Annotated in this window: 13 protein-coding genes; 2 read left to right on the top strand and 11 right to left on the bottom strand. The window is 64.6% G+C overall.

The annotated features are described in order from the left end of the window. Positions 1–16 precede the first annotated feature (16 nt). The 5 genes from QRN70_RS15710 to QRN70_RS15730 all read right to left on the bottom strand — a co-directional run bounded on the left by QRN70_RS15710 (position 17) and on the right by QRN70_RS15730 (position 7,364). Positions 17–2,245, bottom strand: a complete 2,229-nt coding sequence (locus QRN70_RS15710) for an autotransporter outer membrane beta-barrel domain-containing protein (protein ID WP_285418902.1) — start codon at positions 2,243–2,245, stop codon at positions 17–19. Between the two features lie 172 nt (positions 2,246–2,417). After that, complete coding sequence (locus QRN70_RS15715) at positions 2,418–5,375, bottom strand: autotransporter outer membrane beta-barrel domain-containing protein (RefSeq protein ID WP_285418903.1); 2,958 nt, start codon at positions 5,373–5,375, stop codon at positions 2,418–2,420. A 223-nt stretch (positions 5,376–5,598) separates the two neighbouring features. Continuing rightward, entirely contained in the window at positions 5,599–6,270 is a 672-nt protein-coding gene (locus QRN70_RS15720; RefSeq protein WP_285418904.1) for a GNAT family N-acetyltransferase, read from the bottom strand. 13 nt (positions 6,271–6,283) lie between these two features. After that, positions 6,284–6,730 (bottom strand): GNAT family N-acetyltransferase, encoded by a 447-nt coding sequence (locus QRN70_RS15725; protein ID WP_285418905.1) that lies wholly within the window; start codon positions 6,728–6,730, stop codon positions 6,284–6,286. A gap of 10 nt (positions 6,731–6,740) precedes the next feature. Next, a complete protein-coding gene (locus QRN70_RS15730; RefSeq protein WP_285418906.1) occupies positions 6,741–7,364 on the bottom strand; it encodes an FMN-binding negative transcriptional regulator in 624 nt (207 codons plus the stop codon). A gap of 92 nt (positions 7,365–7,456) precedes the next feature. Between QRN70_RS15730 and pdxR the strand changes: the two genes are divergently transcribed. Beyond that, positions 7,457–9,010 (top strand): MocR-like pyridoxine biosynthesis transcription factor PdxR, encoded by a 1,554-nt coding sequence (gene pdxR, locus QRN70_RS15735; RefSeq protein WP_285418907.1) that lies wholly within the window; start codon positions 7,457–7,459, stop codon positions 9,008–9,010. 7 nt (positions 9,011–9,017) lie between these two features. Here pdxR and QRN70_RS15740 read toward each other — a convergent pair whose 3' ends face one another. The 4 genes from QRN70_RS15740 to QRN70_RS15755 form a co-directional block, all read right to left on the bottom strand. Then, positions 9,018–10,118 carry a polyamine ABC transporter substrate-binding protein gene (locus tag QRN70_RS15740; RefSeq protein ID WP_285418908.1) on the bottom strand — a complete coding sequence of 367 codons (1,101 nt, stop codon included), beginning with the start codon at positions 10,116–10,118 and terminating at the stop codon, positions 9,018–9,020. Positions 10,119–10,128: 10 nt separating this feature from the next. Next, entirely contained in the window at positions 10,129–11,160 is a 1,032-nt protein-coding gene (locus QRN70_RS15745; RefSeq protein ID WP_285418909.1) for a histone deacetylase family protein, read from the bottom strand. Between the two features lie 179 nt (positions 11,161–11,339). Then, positions 11,340–13,220: an ankyrin repeat domain-containing protein gene (locus tag QRN70_RS15750; protein WP_285418910.1), complete on the bottom strand. Its 1,881-nt coding sequence runs from the start codon at positions 13,218–13,220 to the stop codon at positions 11,340–11,342. 72 nt (positions 13,221–13,292) lie between these two features. Beyond that, positions 13,293–14,285, bottom strand: coding sequence for an AraC family transcriptional regulator (locus tag QRN70_RS15755; RefSeq protein ID WP_285418911.1), 993 nt, complete (start codon positions 14,283–14,285; stop codon positions 13,293–13,295). 463 nt (positions 14,286–14,748) lie between these two features. Here QRN70_RS15755 and QRN70_RS15760 point away from each other — a divergent pair, with 463 nt between their 5' ends. Then, on the top strand, positions 14,749–15,177 hold the full coding sequence (locus QRN70_RS15760; protein ID WP_285418912.1) for a hypothetical protein: 429 nt from the start codon (positions 14,749–14,751) through the stop codon (positions 15,175–15,177). Positions 15,178–15,280: 103 nt separating this feature from the next. Here the strand turns inward: QRN70_RS15760 and QRN70_RS15765 are convergent, their stop codons facing one another. Then, positions 15,281–16,285: an asparaginase gene (locus QRN70_RS15765; RefSeq protein ID WP_285418913.1), complete on the bottom strand. Its 1,005-nt coding sequence runs from the start codon at positions 16,283–16,285 to the stop codon at positions 15,281–15,283. Between the two features lie 169 nt (positions 16,286–16,454). Beyond that, complete coding sequence (locus QRN70_RS15770; RefSeq protein ID WP_285418914.1) at positions 16,455–17,900, bottom strand: alanine/glycine:cation symporter family protein; 1,446 nt, start codon at positions 17,898–17,900, stop codon at positions 16,455–16,457. Positions 17,901–18,049 lie beyond the last annotated feature (149 nt).

Genomic DNA, 18,049 nt, shown 5'->3' on the forward strand with positions numbered 1-18,049 from the left:
TACAGGATGGCGCGGGTCAGAACGCCATGCGCCACTGTCCGGTGACGCCGTGATTGCGACTGTCGCTGCCGATCTCACCGGTCAGGCCGATGCCGAGGGTGTGATGGGCCGAGAGCCCCAGGTCCAGCCCGGTATCGAGGGTCAGGCTGTTGCGATCCAGTTGTGCGCCGTGCACGGTGTAATCGCGGCCGCCGCTGACCAGACGCTGCCGGGTGTGATTGTCGGTATTGCCGTAGACGTGTTTCCAGCCGGCGCTGAAGCGCGGCGACAGACGCATGCCGTTGTCCAGCGTGCTGACACTGGCCATGCGCACGCCGATCACCCGGTTCAGGTTGCCGCGTGTCTGGTCATCGACCTTGAGCGCGGCGGCGCCGCCTTTCTCGCTGTAGCCGTCGCGCTGATAGCGCTGGTACCCGAGGCTGACGAAGGGCTCGATGCGCACGTTGTCGCGGCCCAGGTTGTAGCCCAGTTCGGCGAAGGCCTGCTGGGTGCTGGCATCGTAATTGCCCTTGAGCCGATCACTGAAGCGAGCGAACGCGACGTCACGTTTGCTGCTGCCGTCGTGGTTGCTCCAAGTTGCGCCGAGGCGCAGCGACATCGGGCCGTTCTGGCGCAAGGCGTAGGCACCGAGGTGCCAGCTGTCGAGTGCACCGTCGAGCTCGCGGCTGTCCATGCGCGTACTTGAGGTGCCGCCCATGAGCCCCAGGCGCCATTCCTCGCCCACGCGCCAGTCTGCGCCCAGCAGCAGGCCCTTGGTGGAATGCTGCAAGGGTTGCGCATCACGATCGAGCTTGCCGCCGTGGCCGAGGGCTTGCAGCCAGACCCTGGCGTCGGCCGAATCGCCGGCCGCATGGCGCGTCGTGTTGCGTTGCGCCGTCAGGCCACTGCCATCGAGCTGCTGCATCGCCGCCAGCAGGCTGGCGCTGACCGGGGTGACACTGCTCAAGGTTGCCTTGGCGAGGTTGGCATTGCTGCCGCCGGCCAGTTGTTCGAGCGCGATGGCTGCCGTGGCCTTGTTGCTGGTGAGCAGGGCCGCGACGGCGGCATTGCGCGGGGCGCTTGCAGCGGCCGCCGCGGTAGGCGCGGTAGGTGCGGCAGGCGCTGGATGAGCCTGCGCGGTGTGTGGCTGGGCGGCGGGCATGTGCGACGGGGCGGACGCAGGCGCCCCGGCTTGCTGCGCTTCGCTCAGCACCGGCGCCGGCAAGGCGGACGGTTCTTCAATACTTTCGCCGACTGCACGCGCGTTGGCGCTGGTGGCGGCGGCTTCGATGCGTTCATCGTTACGGGCATAGGTCAGGCCGACCCGCCTGGCATCGCTGTAGTCCAGGGTCGGCGTCATGTAGGCCAGATCGTTTTCGATGTGGCCGAAGCGCCCCTCGACGTGTCCGGCCTCGAGCAGGGTGTGCTGGCTGCTGTTTGGATAGTCGCCACTGGTGACCAGTTTCAGCGTGGCGTCGCCGAGATGGGCCGTGCCGTCGACGACGATGGTCGGGCTGTGCCCGGAAGCGTCGAGCGAATAGGCCAGCAGGGCGGAAGGCGCCAGGTTCAGATCGCCCCTGACCCTTGGCGCGCCATACACCTCGTCGACGGAAAAGCGTCCCTGCACATTCAGGTCACCGACGGTGCCACTGCCGGAGAAGTGCCCGTTCTCCAGCACATTCACGTTGCCGCCAATGAAACCCGAATGCGTCAGGTCGCCGCCGGGGAGCACGGTGACGCCGCGATCGATCTGGCCCTTGTTGATGAGGATGCCCTCGGTCAAGGCGCCGCCGAGAATGTGCCCTTCGTTGACCAGCGACGTCTTGGCGCGAATCAGCACGCCGGTGCTGAAGTCGCCGGAACCCTGGCGCGCCCATACGCCTTGCTTGACCTCCAGTGCGCTGAAGTGGCGCGACTCGCCGAGTTTTCCCTGCTTGGCATCGAGTTGCAGCACGTTGTCGCCGCCGCCCCCGTCAACCAGTCCGGCGAAGCTGCCTCGCGGTTTGACGATCACCAGATCGTTCGCGTCCGTCAGTTGCAGGGAAATACCGTCCGTTGCCTTGTGCCCGCTCTTGACCGTGGTCTTGAGCGTGTCCGGGTTCTTGATGAACGCATCGAGCGCCGAGATCAGCTGCGCCGGTGTGGGGGCCGGTTGCGGGTCAGGATCGACCGCGGATTGCTGCGCCAGTGAGATCCCGGCGTAGCCCAGCGTCAGGGCAATTGCGACGGCCAGATGATGAAGTCGGTGTGTATGTCGAACAGGCATCGGGTCAACCTCCGTGTTGGGAGGTCGAACTCTAGAACGGGTGATGTGGGCGCCGATGTCAGGCGCTTCTGCCAAGCGTGCGGGGTTCGTCGACTGGATCGACAGAAAAGCGGCCCGTTTTGCTTACCGGGCCGCTTTGGCTTTCAGGGCATGGCGTATTTGCCTACAGCCTTCAAAAGCTCATCTGCCATTGGCCGATCAACCCGTGGTTACGACTGTTGTTGCCGATCTCGCCGCTGTAGCCGACGCCGAGCGTATGCCGTGAGGAAATGCCCAGATCGAGTCCGGCCTCGAGCACCAGGCTGTCGCGATCCAGCGAGCTGCCATCGACGCTGAACGCTGTGCCACCGACGACAAACGCCTGGCGGGTGGAGCTGCTGATGTCGCCGTAGGTGTGTTTCCAGCCGGCAGCCAGGCGCGGGGTCAGGCTCATGCCGTTGTCCAGCGAACTCAGGTGTGCGAGGCGCAGGCCCAGGGTGCTGCTGACGTTGTCCTGGGTCTGGCTATCGACCTGCAGCGCCGCGGCGCCACCCTTTTCCTGATAGCGGTCGCGGTGATAGCGCTGGTAACCGAGGCTGGCGAAGGGTTCGGCGCTGAGCCGGCCGCTGCCCATGGCGTAGCCGAGTTCGGCGAAGGCTTGCTGGCTGTCGGCGTCATAGTCGCCTTTGGGCCGATCGCTGAAGCCATTGAAGGCGACGGTACGTTTACTCTCGCCCTGGTGACCGCTGTATGCCGCGCCGAGGCGCACCGCCAGCGGGCCGTGCTGATGCAGGGCATAGACGCCGGCGTGCCAGCTTTCGACATTGCCGTCGACGCCGCTGGCATCCAGGTCGGTCTTCGAATAGCCGCCGAGCACGCCCACGCGCCATTGCGAATCCAGCGCCCAGTCGACGCCCAGCACGCTGCCTTTGCTGCGCTGTTCCAGGCTGTTGCTGCCGTGTTCGCCCTCGACCTTGCCGTAGCCGCCGATGGCTTGCAGCCAGAGTCGACCGCGCGCATTCGGGTCGTTGAGATTGCGCGCTGCGGCGGGCACGCCATTGGCGGCCAGGATCGGCGTGTCGCGTTGATCGAGGCCGACCAGCAAGCCCGGGCTGCCAGCCATTTGCTGCATCGCCGAGAGCATGCTGCTGCCGACCTGGCTGCTGGCGCCGAGGGTGGCGCTGGTCAGGTTGGCGTTGCTGGCGCCGGCCAGTTGTTCGATGGCCGCCCCGGCGCTGCTTTGCGTGGTGTTGAGCAGGGCGTTGTACAACGCATTGTTTTTGCCGATCGAGGCCAGGCTGTTGGCGGCGTTGCTGCCGTTGCCGGTGAGCGCGAATTCGTTGAAGGCGACGTCATTGCGGGTGTAGGTCAGGTCGACCTGGGTCGGTGTGTAGGCGAGGGTCGGCGTGAGGAACGCGTAATCGCTGGTGACCGTGCCGAACGTGCCGTTGACCCGCGCGGCCTGCAGCACCGTGTAGCGGCTCTGCCACGGGTAGGTGCCGCTGCCGGGATTGACCGCCAGCGTCGCGCCATTGAGGTTGGCCGTGCCGCCGACCTGCACCGGTGCGCTGCTGCCGTCGGCGTTGACACCGTAGGCCAGGGTCGAGCCGCTGCCCATGTTCAGGTCATGAACGATGGTGGCGCGGCCGAGATCGGTATTGGTGCGCAGGGTACCGTTGACGTTGAGGCTGCCGACCGCGCCACCGCCGGCATACACCCCGCCGGCATCCACCGTCAGGCTGCCGGCGATGCCGCCCTGGTTGAGCAGGGTCGCGCCATTGCGCACGGCGCCGCCGTCGCTGAAATCGCCGCTGCCGGTGAAGGTCCACGCGCCTTGCCTGACCTCCAGCCATTCGAAGTTGCGGCTGTCGGCCAAGCTGCCGCCGGCCGCATCGTCCATCACCAGTCGGTCGTAGCCGGAACCGCCGTCGACCACGCCAACGAAGTGACTGCCATTGCGCAGGGTCAGGCTGTCGTTGCCGCCGCCCAGGTCGAGGGCCAGGCCGTTGCTGCCGCTGATGGTGCCGGCGTTGATCACGCTGTCGGCGAACTCGCCGACGAATTTCACGCCGAAGCCGTCGAGGCCGCGGATGCTGCCGAAGTTTTCCAGGGTGGTGGCGGCCAGGCCCGCGCCGCCGCTGCCATCGTCCACCAGAATCGCGCTGTTGGCGCCGCTGATGAGTGCACCGCTGGCGTTGAGGATGTATCCGCCACCCAGGGCGATGCCTTCGCTGCCGTTGGTGAAACCCGCCTTGTCGACGCCGCCCGCGCCGACACCTTGAATGGTCCCGTAGTTTTCGATGTGGGCAATCTTGTCGATGTCCACGCCATCGCCGTCGCCATTGGCCTGCAGGCCGGAGTAGGCGCCGGTGAGGGTGCCGTGGTTGATCACCGTGCCGTCGCCATCGGAGCCGAAGCCCGAGCCGTTGCGCCCGGTGATCTGCCCGTAGTTGACCAGGGTCGCGCCGAGGTCGGTGGTGATGCCGTGGCGGCCGCCGGTAATCACCCCGTAGTTGGTGACGCTGACGCCGCTGGCGGAGTCGATATCAATGCCGTCGAACTTCTCGTCGGCGTTGTGCGAGTCACCGCTGGAGATTTCGCCGTAGTTGCTGATGGTCGCATTGGCGCCGGTCTTCATGCCGTCGCTGGCATCGCCGCGAATCAGCCCGCCGGCACGGTTGACCAGGGTGGTGCGCACGCCATCGCTGCGCAGCGCATCGAGATCCAGGCCCTGGCCGGTGCTTGAACGGATGGTGCCGCTGTTGTCGATCAGCAGGCTGCCGCTGACGAAGTTGCTGTCGATGCGCAGGGCATCGTTGGCGCCGAGAATCTGCCCGCCGCTGCGATTGTAGATGCTGTAGTTGCGCGCCTGGCTGAGGTCACCACTGCTGTCGATGGCGCGGCCGCCCGTGGAGACGATTTTGCCGGCGTTATCGATGACCACGCCGGCACCACTGGTCTTGTCCTTGAGGGTCACGGCCTTGCCGCTGTTGGTGAGGCTGCCCGGCGCCGAAATCGTCAGGCTGTCGCTGCCGCCGAGGGTCTGCGCAGCGGTAGTGGCAGTGTCGATTTGCACGGTCTTGGCGTGGGCGACAGGGGTGGCGAGCAGCAGGGCGATGGCAAGCGACAGGCGCTGAGGCGGGAAGGGCATGGGGCGAACGTCCTTTTTGTTATAAGCGGGGCGTTCTGTATAGCGGAGGGTTTTTACAGAATGATGTCCGGAGGGCGAGCACTGTGCCGCTCGGGGGCATGCAGTGGTCCGCCCATGCAGAGGGGTAGTGCGGATTCGACGTGACGTCCGTTGCCGCCAGGCGCTCGCAGCCAGCATGGTGTCGCTCACCTCGGGGCAGGCTGCGAGCGTATGTTTCACAGCATCACGCGCGGCATTCGACCAGCCCTTTGAGCTGTCCCGAAGGCGTCTGGTTGGCGTCGCTCAACCAGCGCTCGAAGCCCGCGGCGATGGCTGGCCATTCCGCGTCCAGGATCGAGTACCAGGCGGTGTCGCGGTTCTGGCCCTTGACCACCATGTGCTGACGGAACACGCCTTCGAAGCTGAAGCCCAGGCGTTCGGCGGCGTATTTGGAGCGGGCGTTGCCGTTGTTGCATTTCCATTCCAGACGGCGGTAACCGAGGGCGAAGGCCTCCTTGGCCAACAGGTAGACCGCCTCGGTGCTTTTCGGCGAGCGCTGCATCGGTGCGCCGAAGGTGACGTGGCCGATTTCGATGCGGCCCTGGGCCGGGACGATCGACATCAGGCTGAGGATGCCTTGCACCTGGCCGCTTGCACGGTCGATGACACTGAAAAAGTACGGGTCGCTCTGGGCCGCGTGGTTGTCCAGCCAGGCATTGAACACGCTGCGCTCCGGAAACGGCCCGTAGGGCAAGTAATCCCACAGTTTCGGGTCGGCGCCGGGGCCTTGCAGGGCATTGAACAAGTCGTCGCCGTGGCGCGCCGGGTCGAGGCGTTCGAGACGGATGAAGCGGCCTTCGATCAGGGTGGTCGACGGCGGCGGCACGCCTTGCCAGTCGGCGAGGGAAATCGTCATGGGGCAGAACTCCTTAAATGGCCTTGCGGAACTGGATGAAGCCCGGACGCTCGGCAATGCGCTCGTAGAGCTGGATCGCGGTGGCGTTGGTCTCGTGGGTCAGCCAATGCACCTTGGCGCAACCGTCGGCCTTGGCCGTAGCGTACACGTGTTCGATCAACTGGCGCCCGACGCCGGTGCCGCGGGTCTGCGGTTCGACCAGCAGGTCTTGCAGGTAGCAGGAGTTTTCGATGCTCCAGTTCGAGCGGTGGTAGATGAAGTGCACCAGGCCGACCGCTTTGCCGCCGGCCCAGGCGAGGGCGGCGTGGGTCGGCTCGCCCGGATCGAGGAAGCGCTGCCAGGTGCTGTGGCTGACAGCTTCCGGCAATTCGCTGTTGTAGAAGCGTAGGTAGGCTTGCCACAGCGGCAGCCAGGCGGCGTGATCGGCAGCGCTCACGGCACGGATTTCGATCTGACTCATGGTGGTTTCCTCAACGCATCAATTGGGCGAGAGCCTGGTCCTGGACATCCGCGCTGGCAGCCAGCCCCGCGCGCACGCCGGCGATGTCGGCGGCGCTGCGGTTCTGGCTGAGCTTGCGTTTGCCCTCCAGGCGTTCGATGGGAATGGCAAAGCCGACGATGGCCTTGAGCATGCCGTCGATGTAGTCGGCGGGGGCGTCGGCGACGCTCCACGGCTGCGGCCGGCCGGCTTCATGGCGGTCGGTGAGGGTGCTGACGATGTCGAGCAGGCGTCCGCCGTCGCTGAAGGTTTCGCCGCGGCCATAGGCGTGCACGGCGACGTAGTTCCAGGTCGGCACGACTTTGCCGTGCTCGGCCTTGCTCGGGTAGAAGCCAGGGCTGACGTAGGCGTCGGCGCCGGCAAAGATCAGCAGTGCCTCGGCACCGTCACGCAAGTCTTTCCACTGCGCGTTGGCTTTGGCCAGATGTCCGTACAGCGTGCCATGCGGCCCCTGTTCGCGATGCAGCAGCACCGGCACATGGCTGGCCTGCAGGCCATGTTCGCCATGCGTCACGAGGATGGCCAGGCGGGTGGCGAGGATCAGTTCGTGCAGGTGGTCGAGTTCATCGATGGCAAAGGCGCGGGGCGTGTACATGGACAGATTTTCCTTGGCGAATGCCAGCATCCTAGGCAGGCTATTGGTCTGTTGTAAGAGCCATTGAAGACCAATTTCATAGGTCCATTGCCATGTCTGAATCGTCTACCCTGGCGCTGCCGTTCAATCCCGCCGGCATCCAACTGGATCGCCACAAAGGCTTGAGCCGTCAGCTCTACCAGGCGCTGCGCCTGCGCGTGCTCGACGGGCGACTGGCCAGCGGCACACGGCTGCCGGCCAGTCGCGATCTGGCGGCCGCACTGGCGATTTCCCGTAACAGCGTGGTGCGTGCCTACGATCAGCTGTACGCCGAGGGCTTTATCGAAGGGCGGGTGGGCGATGGCACCTACGTAGCGCGCCTGCCGCAAACCACAGTGCCGGCCAGAAAACTATCCACAAAAGTATCCACAGGGTTTTCAACAGGCTTACCCACAGCCTTATCCACAAAATCCACCGATTTGCCTGGGGATTTATCCAGTAAAGTTATCCACAGCGGGGCTTTGCAGCGCCTGGAAAACAACCATTTGCCACGCCCGCCGAGTGGTCCGCCGCGGGCATTTCGAGTGGGCGTACCGGCCTTCGATCTGTTTCCGTTCGACGTCTGGGCCAAGCTCAATGGGGCTTTCTGGCGCAAACCGGACCTGCAGCAGCTGTGTTATGGCGACCCGGCGGGTGACGCGCGATTGCGCGGGTTGATCGCGGCGTATTTGCGCAGTTCGCGCGGCATGCAGTGCTCGGCTGAACAAATTGTGATCACCAGTGGCGCGCAGCAGGGCATCAGCCTTTGTGCACAGCTGCTGGTGGAGCCGGGGGATGGCGTGGCGATCGAGAATCCCGGCTACCGTGCGGCGGGGCATGCCTTTGCCGTGGCGGGGGCGAATCTGCGCGGTATCGCGGTGGATGCAGAGGGCATGGACTGCGCGGCACTGGCGGCGGCCGGTGCGTGCCGGGTGGCCTACGTCACGCCGTCCCACCAGTACCCGACCGGCGTGGTCATGAGCCTGGCGCGGCGACTGGAGCTGCTGGCGTGGGCCGAGCGCACCGGGGGCTGGATCGTCGAGGACGACTACGACGGCGAGTATCGCTACACCGGCGCACCGCTGGCGCCACTGGCGGCGCTCGACCGGCAGGGCCGCGTGCTGTACGTCGGGACATTCGGCAAGGTCGCGTTCCCGGCGTTGCGCCTGGGTTATCTGGTGTTGCCGCCGGGGCTGGTGGAAGCGTTTGCACAGCGGCGCGCCGTGGACGTGCGGCACTCGGAGGTGAGCACGCAAGTGGTGATGGCCGAGTTCATGGCGGCCGGGCATTTCCAGCGTCACATCCGGCGCATGCGCCGCGCTGCACTGAGTCGCCGCAATGCACTGCTGGCAGGCTGGCCGCGGGACGTTGCCGGGGTCGGTGAGCTGCCCGCGGTGGCGGCGGGTCTGCACCTGACGGTGCGGGTCGAAAGCCTGGCCCGGGAACAGGCCTTGGTGGCGCTGGCGGCGAGCGTCGACGTCGAAGTCAGCGCGCTGAGCAAATACTGGCTGGCGGACAGTGCCACGCCAGAGGATCAGCGGGCGGGCCTGGTGCTGGGGTTTGCCGCCGTGCCAGAGCCGGCGATCGACTCGGCTCTGGCGCGCTTGCGCCAGGTGTGGCGCGGCTGAGGTTGGATCAGGTGCCGGACTTGATCCTGGTCCAGGCCCGGGTGCGTGCCCGTTCCACGTCACGCGGCAGCGGTTGCAGGGTGTAGAGGGTACTCATTGCCGCCTCGGTCGGGTATAGGTTGGGGTTGTTGCGGATCGCCGGATCGACCAGCCCGGTGGCGTCCTTGTTCGGGTTCGGATAGCCGACAAAATCGCTGACCGGAGCAATCACCGGCGGCTGCAGCAGGTAGTTGATGAAGGTGTAGGCGTCCTGCGGGTTCTTCGCGCCCTTGGGAATCGCCAGCATGTCGAACCAGATCGGCGCGCCTTCCTTCGGCAGACGCATGTCCACCACCACACCGTTCCTGGCTTCCTTGGCGCGGTTGGCCGCTTGCGAGAAGCTGCCGGAGTAACCGACCGCGACGCAGATGTCGCCGTTGGCGATGTCGGCCATGTACTTCGAAGAGTGGAAGTAGGTCACGTATGGGCGAATCTTCAGCAACAGCGCCTCGGCCTTGGCGTAGTCCGCCGGGTTCTTGCTGTTGGGGTCCAGGCCGAGGTGTTGCAGGGCCAGTGGCAGGATCTCCGACGGCGAATCGAGCAGGGCCACACCGCATTGCTTGAGCTTGCTGATGTTCTCTTCCTTGAAGATCAGGTCCCAGCTGTCCACCGCTGCGTCGTCGCCCAGCACCGCCTTGACCTTGGCCGGGTTGAAGCCGATCAGGATGGTGCCGTACATGTACGGCACGGCGAACTTGTTGCCCGGGTCGTTGGCCTCGATCAGCTTCATCAGCTTCGGGTCGAGGTGATTCCAGTTCGGCAACTGGCTGCGATCCAGCGGCTGGAACACTCCGGCTTCGATCTGCTTGGCGAGGAACACGTTGGACGGCACCACCACGTCATAGCCGGAGTTGCCGGTGAGCAGCTTGGCCTCCAGCGCTTCGTTGGTGTCGAAGATGTCGTAGACCAGGCGGGTCTGGCTGTTCTGCGCCTTGAAATCTTCCAGGGCCTTGGGCGTGATGTAGTCGAACCAGTTGTAGACCCGCAACGTGCGTTCTTCGGCGTGGACAGCGCCACCGAGCAGCGCGGCGCACAGCGTCGGGGCGATAAAGCGCTTGAGTCTGTTCATCTTGCTGTCCTCACTGAGCGCTTTCGAAGCCTTCAAGCACGTTGACCGCGTTGATGCCGATCTCTTCCACCGCATAGCCACCTTCCATGACGAACAGGGTCGGTTTGCCGAGGGCGGCGATGCGCTTGCCCATGGCCAGGTAGTCCGGGCTGTCGAGCTTGAACTGCGAGATCGGGTCGTCCTTGAACGTGTCGACGCCCAGCGACACGACGATGATGTCGGCGCCGTAGTTGTCGATCTCCTGGCAGGCCTGATCCAGCGCCGCGCTCCAGACATCCCAACCGGAACCGGCCGCTAGCGGATAGTTGAAGTTGAAGCCTTCACCGGCACCTTCGCCGCGCTCGTCTTCGTAGCCGAGGAAGAACGGGAATTCCGCTTCCGGGTGGCCGTGGATCGAGGTGAACAGCACGTCGCTGCGTTCGTAGAAAATCGACTGGGTGCCGTTGCCGTGGTGGTAGTCGACGTCGAGGATCGCGACCTTCCTGTGGCCCTGATCGAGGAAAGCCTGAGCGGCGATGGCGGCGTTGTTGAGGTAGCAATAACCGCCCATCAAATCACCGGCAGCGTGGTGTCCCGGTGGACGGCACAGGGCGAAGGCACCACGGGCGCCACGCTGGATTTCCGCTTGTGCGGTCAGCGCCACTTGCGCCGCGCTGTACGCCGCTTGCCAGGTGCCGGCGGTGATCGGCGCGCCGCCGTCGAAGCTGTAGTAGCCGAGCTGGCCGTGCAGGCTGGTCGGTTTGACCTGGCGCAGGGTGCGCGCCGGCCAGGTGTAGGGCAGCAGGTCACCGTCGGTGTTGAACTCGGTCCAGCGCGCCCAGGCGCCCTGGAAAAATTCCAGGTAGTCGCGGCTGTGGATGCGCTCGATCGGGCCGAGGCCGAAATCTTCCGGGGCGGCGACCGGGCCCAGATTCTGCTGTTTCACCCGTTGCAGCACGTGGTCGGCACGCGAGGGCATCTCGAAGCAGGGCTTGAGCTGCCCGTCGATCAATTCGCAGCGGCCATGGTGCAGGTGGTGATCGTCCGAGTAGATCGTCAGCATGTTGTTGTTCTCCGCAGGGCTGGTTCGGTTGCCAGTAGTCTTGCGGCAGGCGGCGCATCGGAGAACGGCAGGGAAGGCCAAAAGGGGATCGATATGGCCAAAAATGCTGACCTCAATTCGCCCCTGGAGCGTGCGCGGCGCCCTGTGACGGAGCGCCGCACATGCGCGCTGGCGGGTGTTCAACGTTGCGCAGCGGGGCTTTCGGCCGTAGCGCCAGCGCGCTCGAGTGCGGCCAGCAGGTCAGGGCGCTGACGTTGTTCGATTACCGTGCGCAGGGCGGCGTAGGGCTCTCCCGAGCATTCGTGACCGAGGCGCGGATCGGCGCCTTTTTCCAGCATCAAACGGAACAGCTCCAACGTCTGCTGCTGGCTGACCGCTGCTCCCAGCTCCTCGCGCACGGGCTGACTGGCGAGCAGGTACAGCGCCGTTTGCGTGCGGTCGGCGCCCAGGCAACGACCGGACGGGTAAACGAAATTCAGCGCTGCGCCAGCTTCGACCAAGCGTTTCGCCGCCGGATAATTGCCGTGATCGATCGCTTCATACAGCGCGGTTTTCTGCGCTTTGTCTTCACGTCGGTCTAGGTCCTGCGGGTATTGCAGCAACCAGTTGAACAGCTTCTGGTCCTTGAGTGTGGTGCGTTGCATCAGCAGGGTTTCACCCTGGGCGTCCGGCTCGTCGATGGCGGCACCGGCCTCCAGCAGGAAACGCGTGCGCCGGGCCTGATCCGGGTCGCTGTTGGCCTTGAGGTCTTTGTTGAAGGCCTGCATGAGCATCGGCTCGCCGCCATTGATGCCGGCGACTTTGGCGCCGTGTTCGAGCAAGCGCCGCGCGATGGCCAGGTTCGGTGCATCCAGCGCGTGCATCAGCGCGCTGCGGCCGTCCTCACCCAAAGTGTTGGCCTGGAGGCCGGCGCCCAGCAGATCGCCGACCCGGATCTCGTCGCCGTCATCCACGGCCTGGATCAATGGCCATTGCGCCTGGCACGCCTGCGGATCGGCCTGGGTCAGGCCCAGGCGCTGCACCACACGCTCGGGAACACTCAGATTGCGTTGCAGGCGCAGCCCGCAATAGAGCCGGTAATACTCCTGCGCCCAGGCGTACTGGGTGGTGTAGGCAGGCGCCTTCTCATAGGCTTTCCAGGCCTGGTCGGCGAGGTTCAGATAGACCGGAATGCGCTGCGGCGCGCGCCGTATCACTTCCAGCAGCCATTGCCGCGAACCCTCGTCGGGCTGCACTTCGCTTTTCCAGTAGGCAATGTCGTTGAGCTGGCCGGGGAAGTCTTTCTGCTCGGCACCGATGCGGCGGAAGTCGTGGTGCAGAAACAGCTCGTCGACCTGCTGCAGGCCCGGGCCCTTGTCGCTGGCCTTGCTCAGTTGCCGGTGCAGCTGCGCCAGCTGCCCGGCGCCGTCGCCGGCTTCGTAAGGCTGTGGGTCGACTTCGATGCTCAGCGGGGCGTCGGGCACGTTGTAGCGCATGGCGTCGCGCGCACCTTCGATGCCTTTGAGCCAGCTGTCGAGCACGGCCGCCGGGGTGGCCTGCAATGGCTGGAACGACAGCAGGTGATCGTTGCGCACACGCCCCAGCGCCAGCAGTGGCGCACCGGGCGCGCGCCAGTCGATCAGCAGATAGCGCCTGGTTTCCCAGCCGCTGCTTTTTGTGCAATCGAAATTCACGGTGTCGACGACGATGCCGGGTGCGATGTCGGTGCGCATGGCCGACGAGCCCAGATTCAGGTACTGGAAATCGTTGACGCAGCGGTGCAACTCATCGGCGCTGAGCAGCGGCAGCGGCCCGAGTTTGTGCGTCCGTTCGCGGTAGTTTTCATCCGCGTAGATGTTCAGGTAGAACAGACCGCGGAAGTCGCTGAGCAAGCCTGCCGAGGGACCTGCAGCCTGGGCGGCTGCGGGGAGCGGCACGAGGGTGCGCGCGCGTTCGGGCGTATCGACCACGGCCTTGGGTGGCAGGCCCCACCAGTTCAGTTCGATGGCCTGGGCGGCCGCTGGCAGGTTGAGCAGGGTCGTAAGCAAGGCAAGGCGCGAGCAGCGCTGGAACAAGGGCATCAGGCGAAATCACCGGCAACAGGGTTGGGCCGCGTAATGTAGTGCAGCCCAACGTCTGGCGCCTGCTTTATCTCACGTGCGGAACTGGCTCGGTGCGACGCCGCTCCAGCGCACGAACGCATGGCGGAAACTCGCGGTTTCGCTGAAGCCCAGCGTTTCGGCGATGCGGTAGATCGGCAACTGGTCTTCGCAGAGCATCTGCTTGGCCCGCTCGAAGCGCAGTTCGTCGAGCAGTTCCTGGTAGCTGCAACCCATGTCCTTCAGGTGCCGGCGCAGGGTGCGCGCGGAACAGTTCATCTGCTCGGCCAGGCCCTCCAGCCCCGGCGCGGCATTCAACTGCGCGCCGAGCAGTTTGCGGATCCGCCCCAGCCACGCCTGCCGCCCGGTGAACTCGGTGTTCTGCTTGCGGCAGCGCTCGGCCATCGCCTGATGGGTGATGGCGTCGGCCAGCGGCAGCGGCTGGTCGAGCCAGCGACGGTCGAAGGCGAACGCGTTGTCCTTGGCGCCGAAGTGCAGCGCGCAGGCGAAATGTTCGCCGTAGCTGTCGCGGTAGTCCGGCGCCCGATGTTCGAACCGCGCGGCGCAAAGTGGCAGCGGATGGCCGAGCAAGTCGTCGCAGATGACCTTCAACGACACCAGACAGAACTCGGCATTGAACACCGCCATGGCCGGGCTCTCGCGATAGTCGGCAGCGACGAACCAGACCCGCTCGCCGTCGTCCTCTAGGCTCAGCTCGAAAAGTGTTCCCAACAGCGCCGGATAACGGATCGCCAGACGCAAAGCGTCACCGAAGGTGGCACTGGTGAGCAGCGCGTAACCGAGCATGCCGTAGGACGACACGTGCATGCGCCGGCCCAGTTCCAGGCCGATGTCGTGCTTGAGGGCGACGGCGTTGGCGCAGACCTGCATTTCCTGGTTGGTGGTGATGCGCGTGTCGGCGCGGCTCAGATCCGCCGCGCTGATGCCGCTGCCGGCCAGCAGCGCCTCACTGGCCAAGCCTTCGGCCTTGAAGGTGTCGAGCACCAGGGAGACGGCGTTGAGGGTCGTGAGGTGAGAGTGGAGCATGGGCATTTCCGATCGGTTGATCAGGGAAATCAGGCAAGTTATGTGCCTGCCCGCGCAGCTGCGACGACCTCAGCTGATCATGCGATCAATCTGCGCAGCAGATTATCCATCGATCGGAATATATCCCGCAGTTCAACTTCGATAAGCACGTTATTCGAATGTGAGAGCGCGGCTCAATGAATTTAGCGTGTTTATTGTTGGTCGGCCACTGTCAGAAATTACAGGTTTGAATGATAAATACGACCGCTTGTCGGGTTGTTTTATTAGTTGGTTTTTAGTTTGACGTTGTGCCTGGAGCTATCTATTTTCCTGGTGTCGCCGGTGTGAACTCAGTACGTTGCATACTTCTTCGAGGGCCTTTGGCCAGGTTGGTCCACGCGGCGCCGTTAATGGGCAAACGTTTTGGGTTGAACCCTGAAAGTTTGAGCGTGGCGTTTTAAAAGAACCTGTCGAGGATAAATAAATGGATATTTTCGAAGCGCTGAAAAAGTCTCATGGCGTCGCAGCAAACAAGGCCAGGGGGGGTGAGATCAAGTTCGTTCGGGATGGTCAGAGTGTCACTCTTCCAGCCTATCAATTCGATCTGGGTACAAACTTCCTGCTGGTGTTCGCCGCCCTGGATGCGAGCGGCAAGATTGTCGAGACGGTGGGTTTCATCGTCAAGGCAACCGACATTGGCAAGGAGGTCCATCATCCGCAAAACGGCTCCTGGATTCAGGCCTTGTTCAACGCAGAAGAGAATTTCGCTACGCGCGGCGTCATCAAGGTCAACGAGGATGTCTTTGGCGCCACTTACTATGGAACCCTGAGTGCTGAATTCACCGAGCCGGATGCGACGATCCGCGAATTGAAGGACGGTATTTTCAGCTTCAAGTATTTGCGCGAATCCTGATCTAGCGAGGCAGGTGCAGTGGAAGCCAGGCCCAGCTGACTCGACCCTGCCCCGGCAATATCGGTGGGGCAGGGTCGGTCGTTTCAGCGGTTGGCGTGGGGTCTCAGATCAGCTCACCGCACAGATCCAGTTCCACCAGACGCCGCACTTCGTCGACCGCCAGGCCCGCCCCGAGCAGCCCGTGCAGCTTGCCGAAGGCCGCCTCGCGGGTCATGCCGCCACCGGACAGCACGCCGACGCCACGCAGGCGGCTGCCCGCCTCGTAGACGTCCAGTTCGACGCCGCCTTCATGGCACTGCGTGACCGCCACCACCACTACGCCGTTGTCCCGCGCCCGGCCGAGGCTGGCGAGGAATTGCGGATTGTCGCTCGGCCCGGTGCCGCTGCCGTAGCATTCCAGCACCAGGCCCTGGATGCCGCTGGCGAGCAGGCCATCGACCACGTCGGCGCTGATGCCGGGGAACAGGGGCAGCACGGCCACCTGCGCCTGTTGCCTTGGCTGGTTGTAGCTCAGTTGCGACGGAATCGAAGAAGCCTTCGCCGCGCCACCCTGACGCTCCAGGCGCTTGAACGGGTGGCGACCGAAGCTGCGGACTTTCGCGCAACGGGTCGGCGCCAGCAGCTCGCCGTGGAAGTACAGGTGCACCCCTGGCGCCAGGCCCTGGCCGAGGGCGACCAGGGCGCCGCCGAGGTTTTCCCAGGCATCGCTGTCAGTCACGCCGGCCGGCAGCATCGAGCCGGTGAAGCACACCCGGGCGTGCAGGCCGAGCAGCTGGAAGCTCATGGCGGCGGCGCTGTAGGCCAGGGTGTCGGTGCCGTGCAGGATCAGCACGCTGTCGCAGCCTTGCACGTCGACCGCATCGACCACCGCTTCGCGCAGTTGCTGCCAGTAGGCCGGGGTCATGTTGGCACTGTCGATCAGCGGCGTCATTTCGCGGAAACGCCACTGCGGCACTACCAGCTCAGGCTGGCTGTGCAGGTAGTCGCGCATGCGTGCTTCGAAACCGGACGCCGGGGCCAGGCCATTGGCGCTGGCCTGCATGCCGATGGTGCCACCGGTGTACAACACCATGACGTGCTGGGCGGCGGGATAGGTCGACGAATTCATGGGGATTCTCCGAAAACGATGAGTGCCTGTGGGAGCGAGCCTGCTCGCGAAAGGGCCGTCAGATGCAACATGAATGTCGACTGATCCACCGCTTTCGCGAGCAGGCTCGCACCCACAGTTTTACGAACTGTAACTGACGGGCGCAGGGGATGCGCCCGTCTTTCACCTGTCAGCGTTGCGCTGCAGGGATGCCTCGCGGCTCGACTTCGGTCTTGCCGGCGGCTGGCGCTTCGGTCGGCCAGGCCTGCAGGTCGAGGTCCAGGTCGGTGAACTTGCTGGAGTCGAACACGGGCTGCTTGATGCCGGCGCGGCGCTGCTCGTCGTAGTCGCGCATCACGCGCATGCCGACCTTGAACAGCATGGCCAGGGCCATCAGGTTGACGAAGGCCAGGCAGGTCATGGTGATGTCGGCGAAGGCGAACACGGTCGAGAGATCCTGCATCGAACCCCAGACCACCAGCGCCAGGACCAGACCGCGGAAGATCATCAGCACGGCGCGGTTGCGGCTGAGGAACTGCAGGCTGTTCTCGCCCAGGTAGTAGTTGTAGAGGATGCAGGTGAAGACGAACAGCGACAGCGCGACGCTGACGAAGATCCGGCCCCAGTCACCGACCACGGCGGCCAGCGAGTTCTGGGTGAGGACGATGCCGTCACCTTCGAAGCCCGGGGTGTAGAAGCCCGACAGCAGGATCAGCAGCGCAGTGCAGGTGCAGATCACGAAGGTGTCGAGGAACACGCTGAAGGCCTGAACCACGCCCTGAGCGCCCGGGTGCTTGACCGAGGCCACTGCGGCGACGTTCGGCGCACTGCCCAGGCCCGCTTCGTTGGCGAACACGCCACGCTTCACGCCCATGACGATGGCGCTGCCGAGCAGGCCGCCGAAGGCCGGGTCGAGGCCGAAGGCGCTCTTGAAGATGGTTTCCAGCATGGCCGGCACGTGTTCGATCTGGGTGCCGATCACGTACAGGGTCACGCCGATATAGGCCAGGGTCTTGACCGGTACCAGCAGGTCGGACACCGCGGCGATACGCTTGATGCCGCCGATGAAGGTGATGGCCAGCAGCACGGCCAGGACGATGCCGGTGTGGCGTGGGTCGAAGGCAAAGGCGTTCTGCAGCGAATGGGTCACGGTGTAGGACTGCAGGCCGATGAAGGCGAAGCCGTAGGTGACCAGCAACAGGATCGAGAACACCACCGCCATGCCTTTGAGTTTCAGGCCGTGCTGGATGTAGTAGGCCGGGCCGCCACGGTACAGACCGTCGCCGTCGGCGCGCTTGTAGACCTGAGCCAGGGTGCATTCGAAGAAGCTGCTGGACATGCCGACCAGCGCGGTCACCCACATCCAGAACACCGCACCCGGACCGCCGAGGGTCACGGCGATGCCGACACCGGCGATGTTGCCGGCACCGACGCGGCCGGCCAGGCTGAGCATCAGGGCCTGGAACGAGCTGAGTTGCCCGCCGCTGCTTTTCAGGCTGTCGCGGAACACCGCGAACATGTGGAAGAAGTGGCGCAGTTGAACGAAACGCGAGCGAATCGTGAAGTAGCTACCGAGCCCGACAATGAGCACGATCAGTACTTTCCCTGAGAGGAAGTCGTTGATGACTTCGAGCATGGATTTTTCCTCGCTGTTTTTTGTGTAAGCAAATGCGGACGATCAGAAACATCGTGTTACACCGGTGTGCACGCGGCACGACAGGTGAGGCGAAGGTTTCGTCCCGGGTCCAGATCGCGGGTTTGTTATTAGTTCGGGTTTCGCATGGG

Origin of the sequence: Pseudomonas sp. efr-133-TYG-5, assembly GCF_030209175.1 — a bacterium.
Classification (GTDB): domain Bacteria; phylum Pseudomonadota; class Gammaproteobacteria; order Pseudomonadales; family Pseudomonadaceae; genus Aquipseudomonas.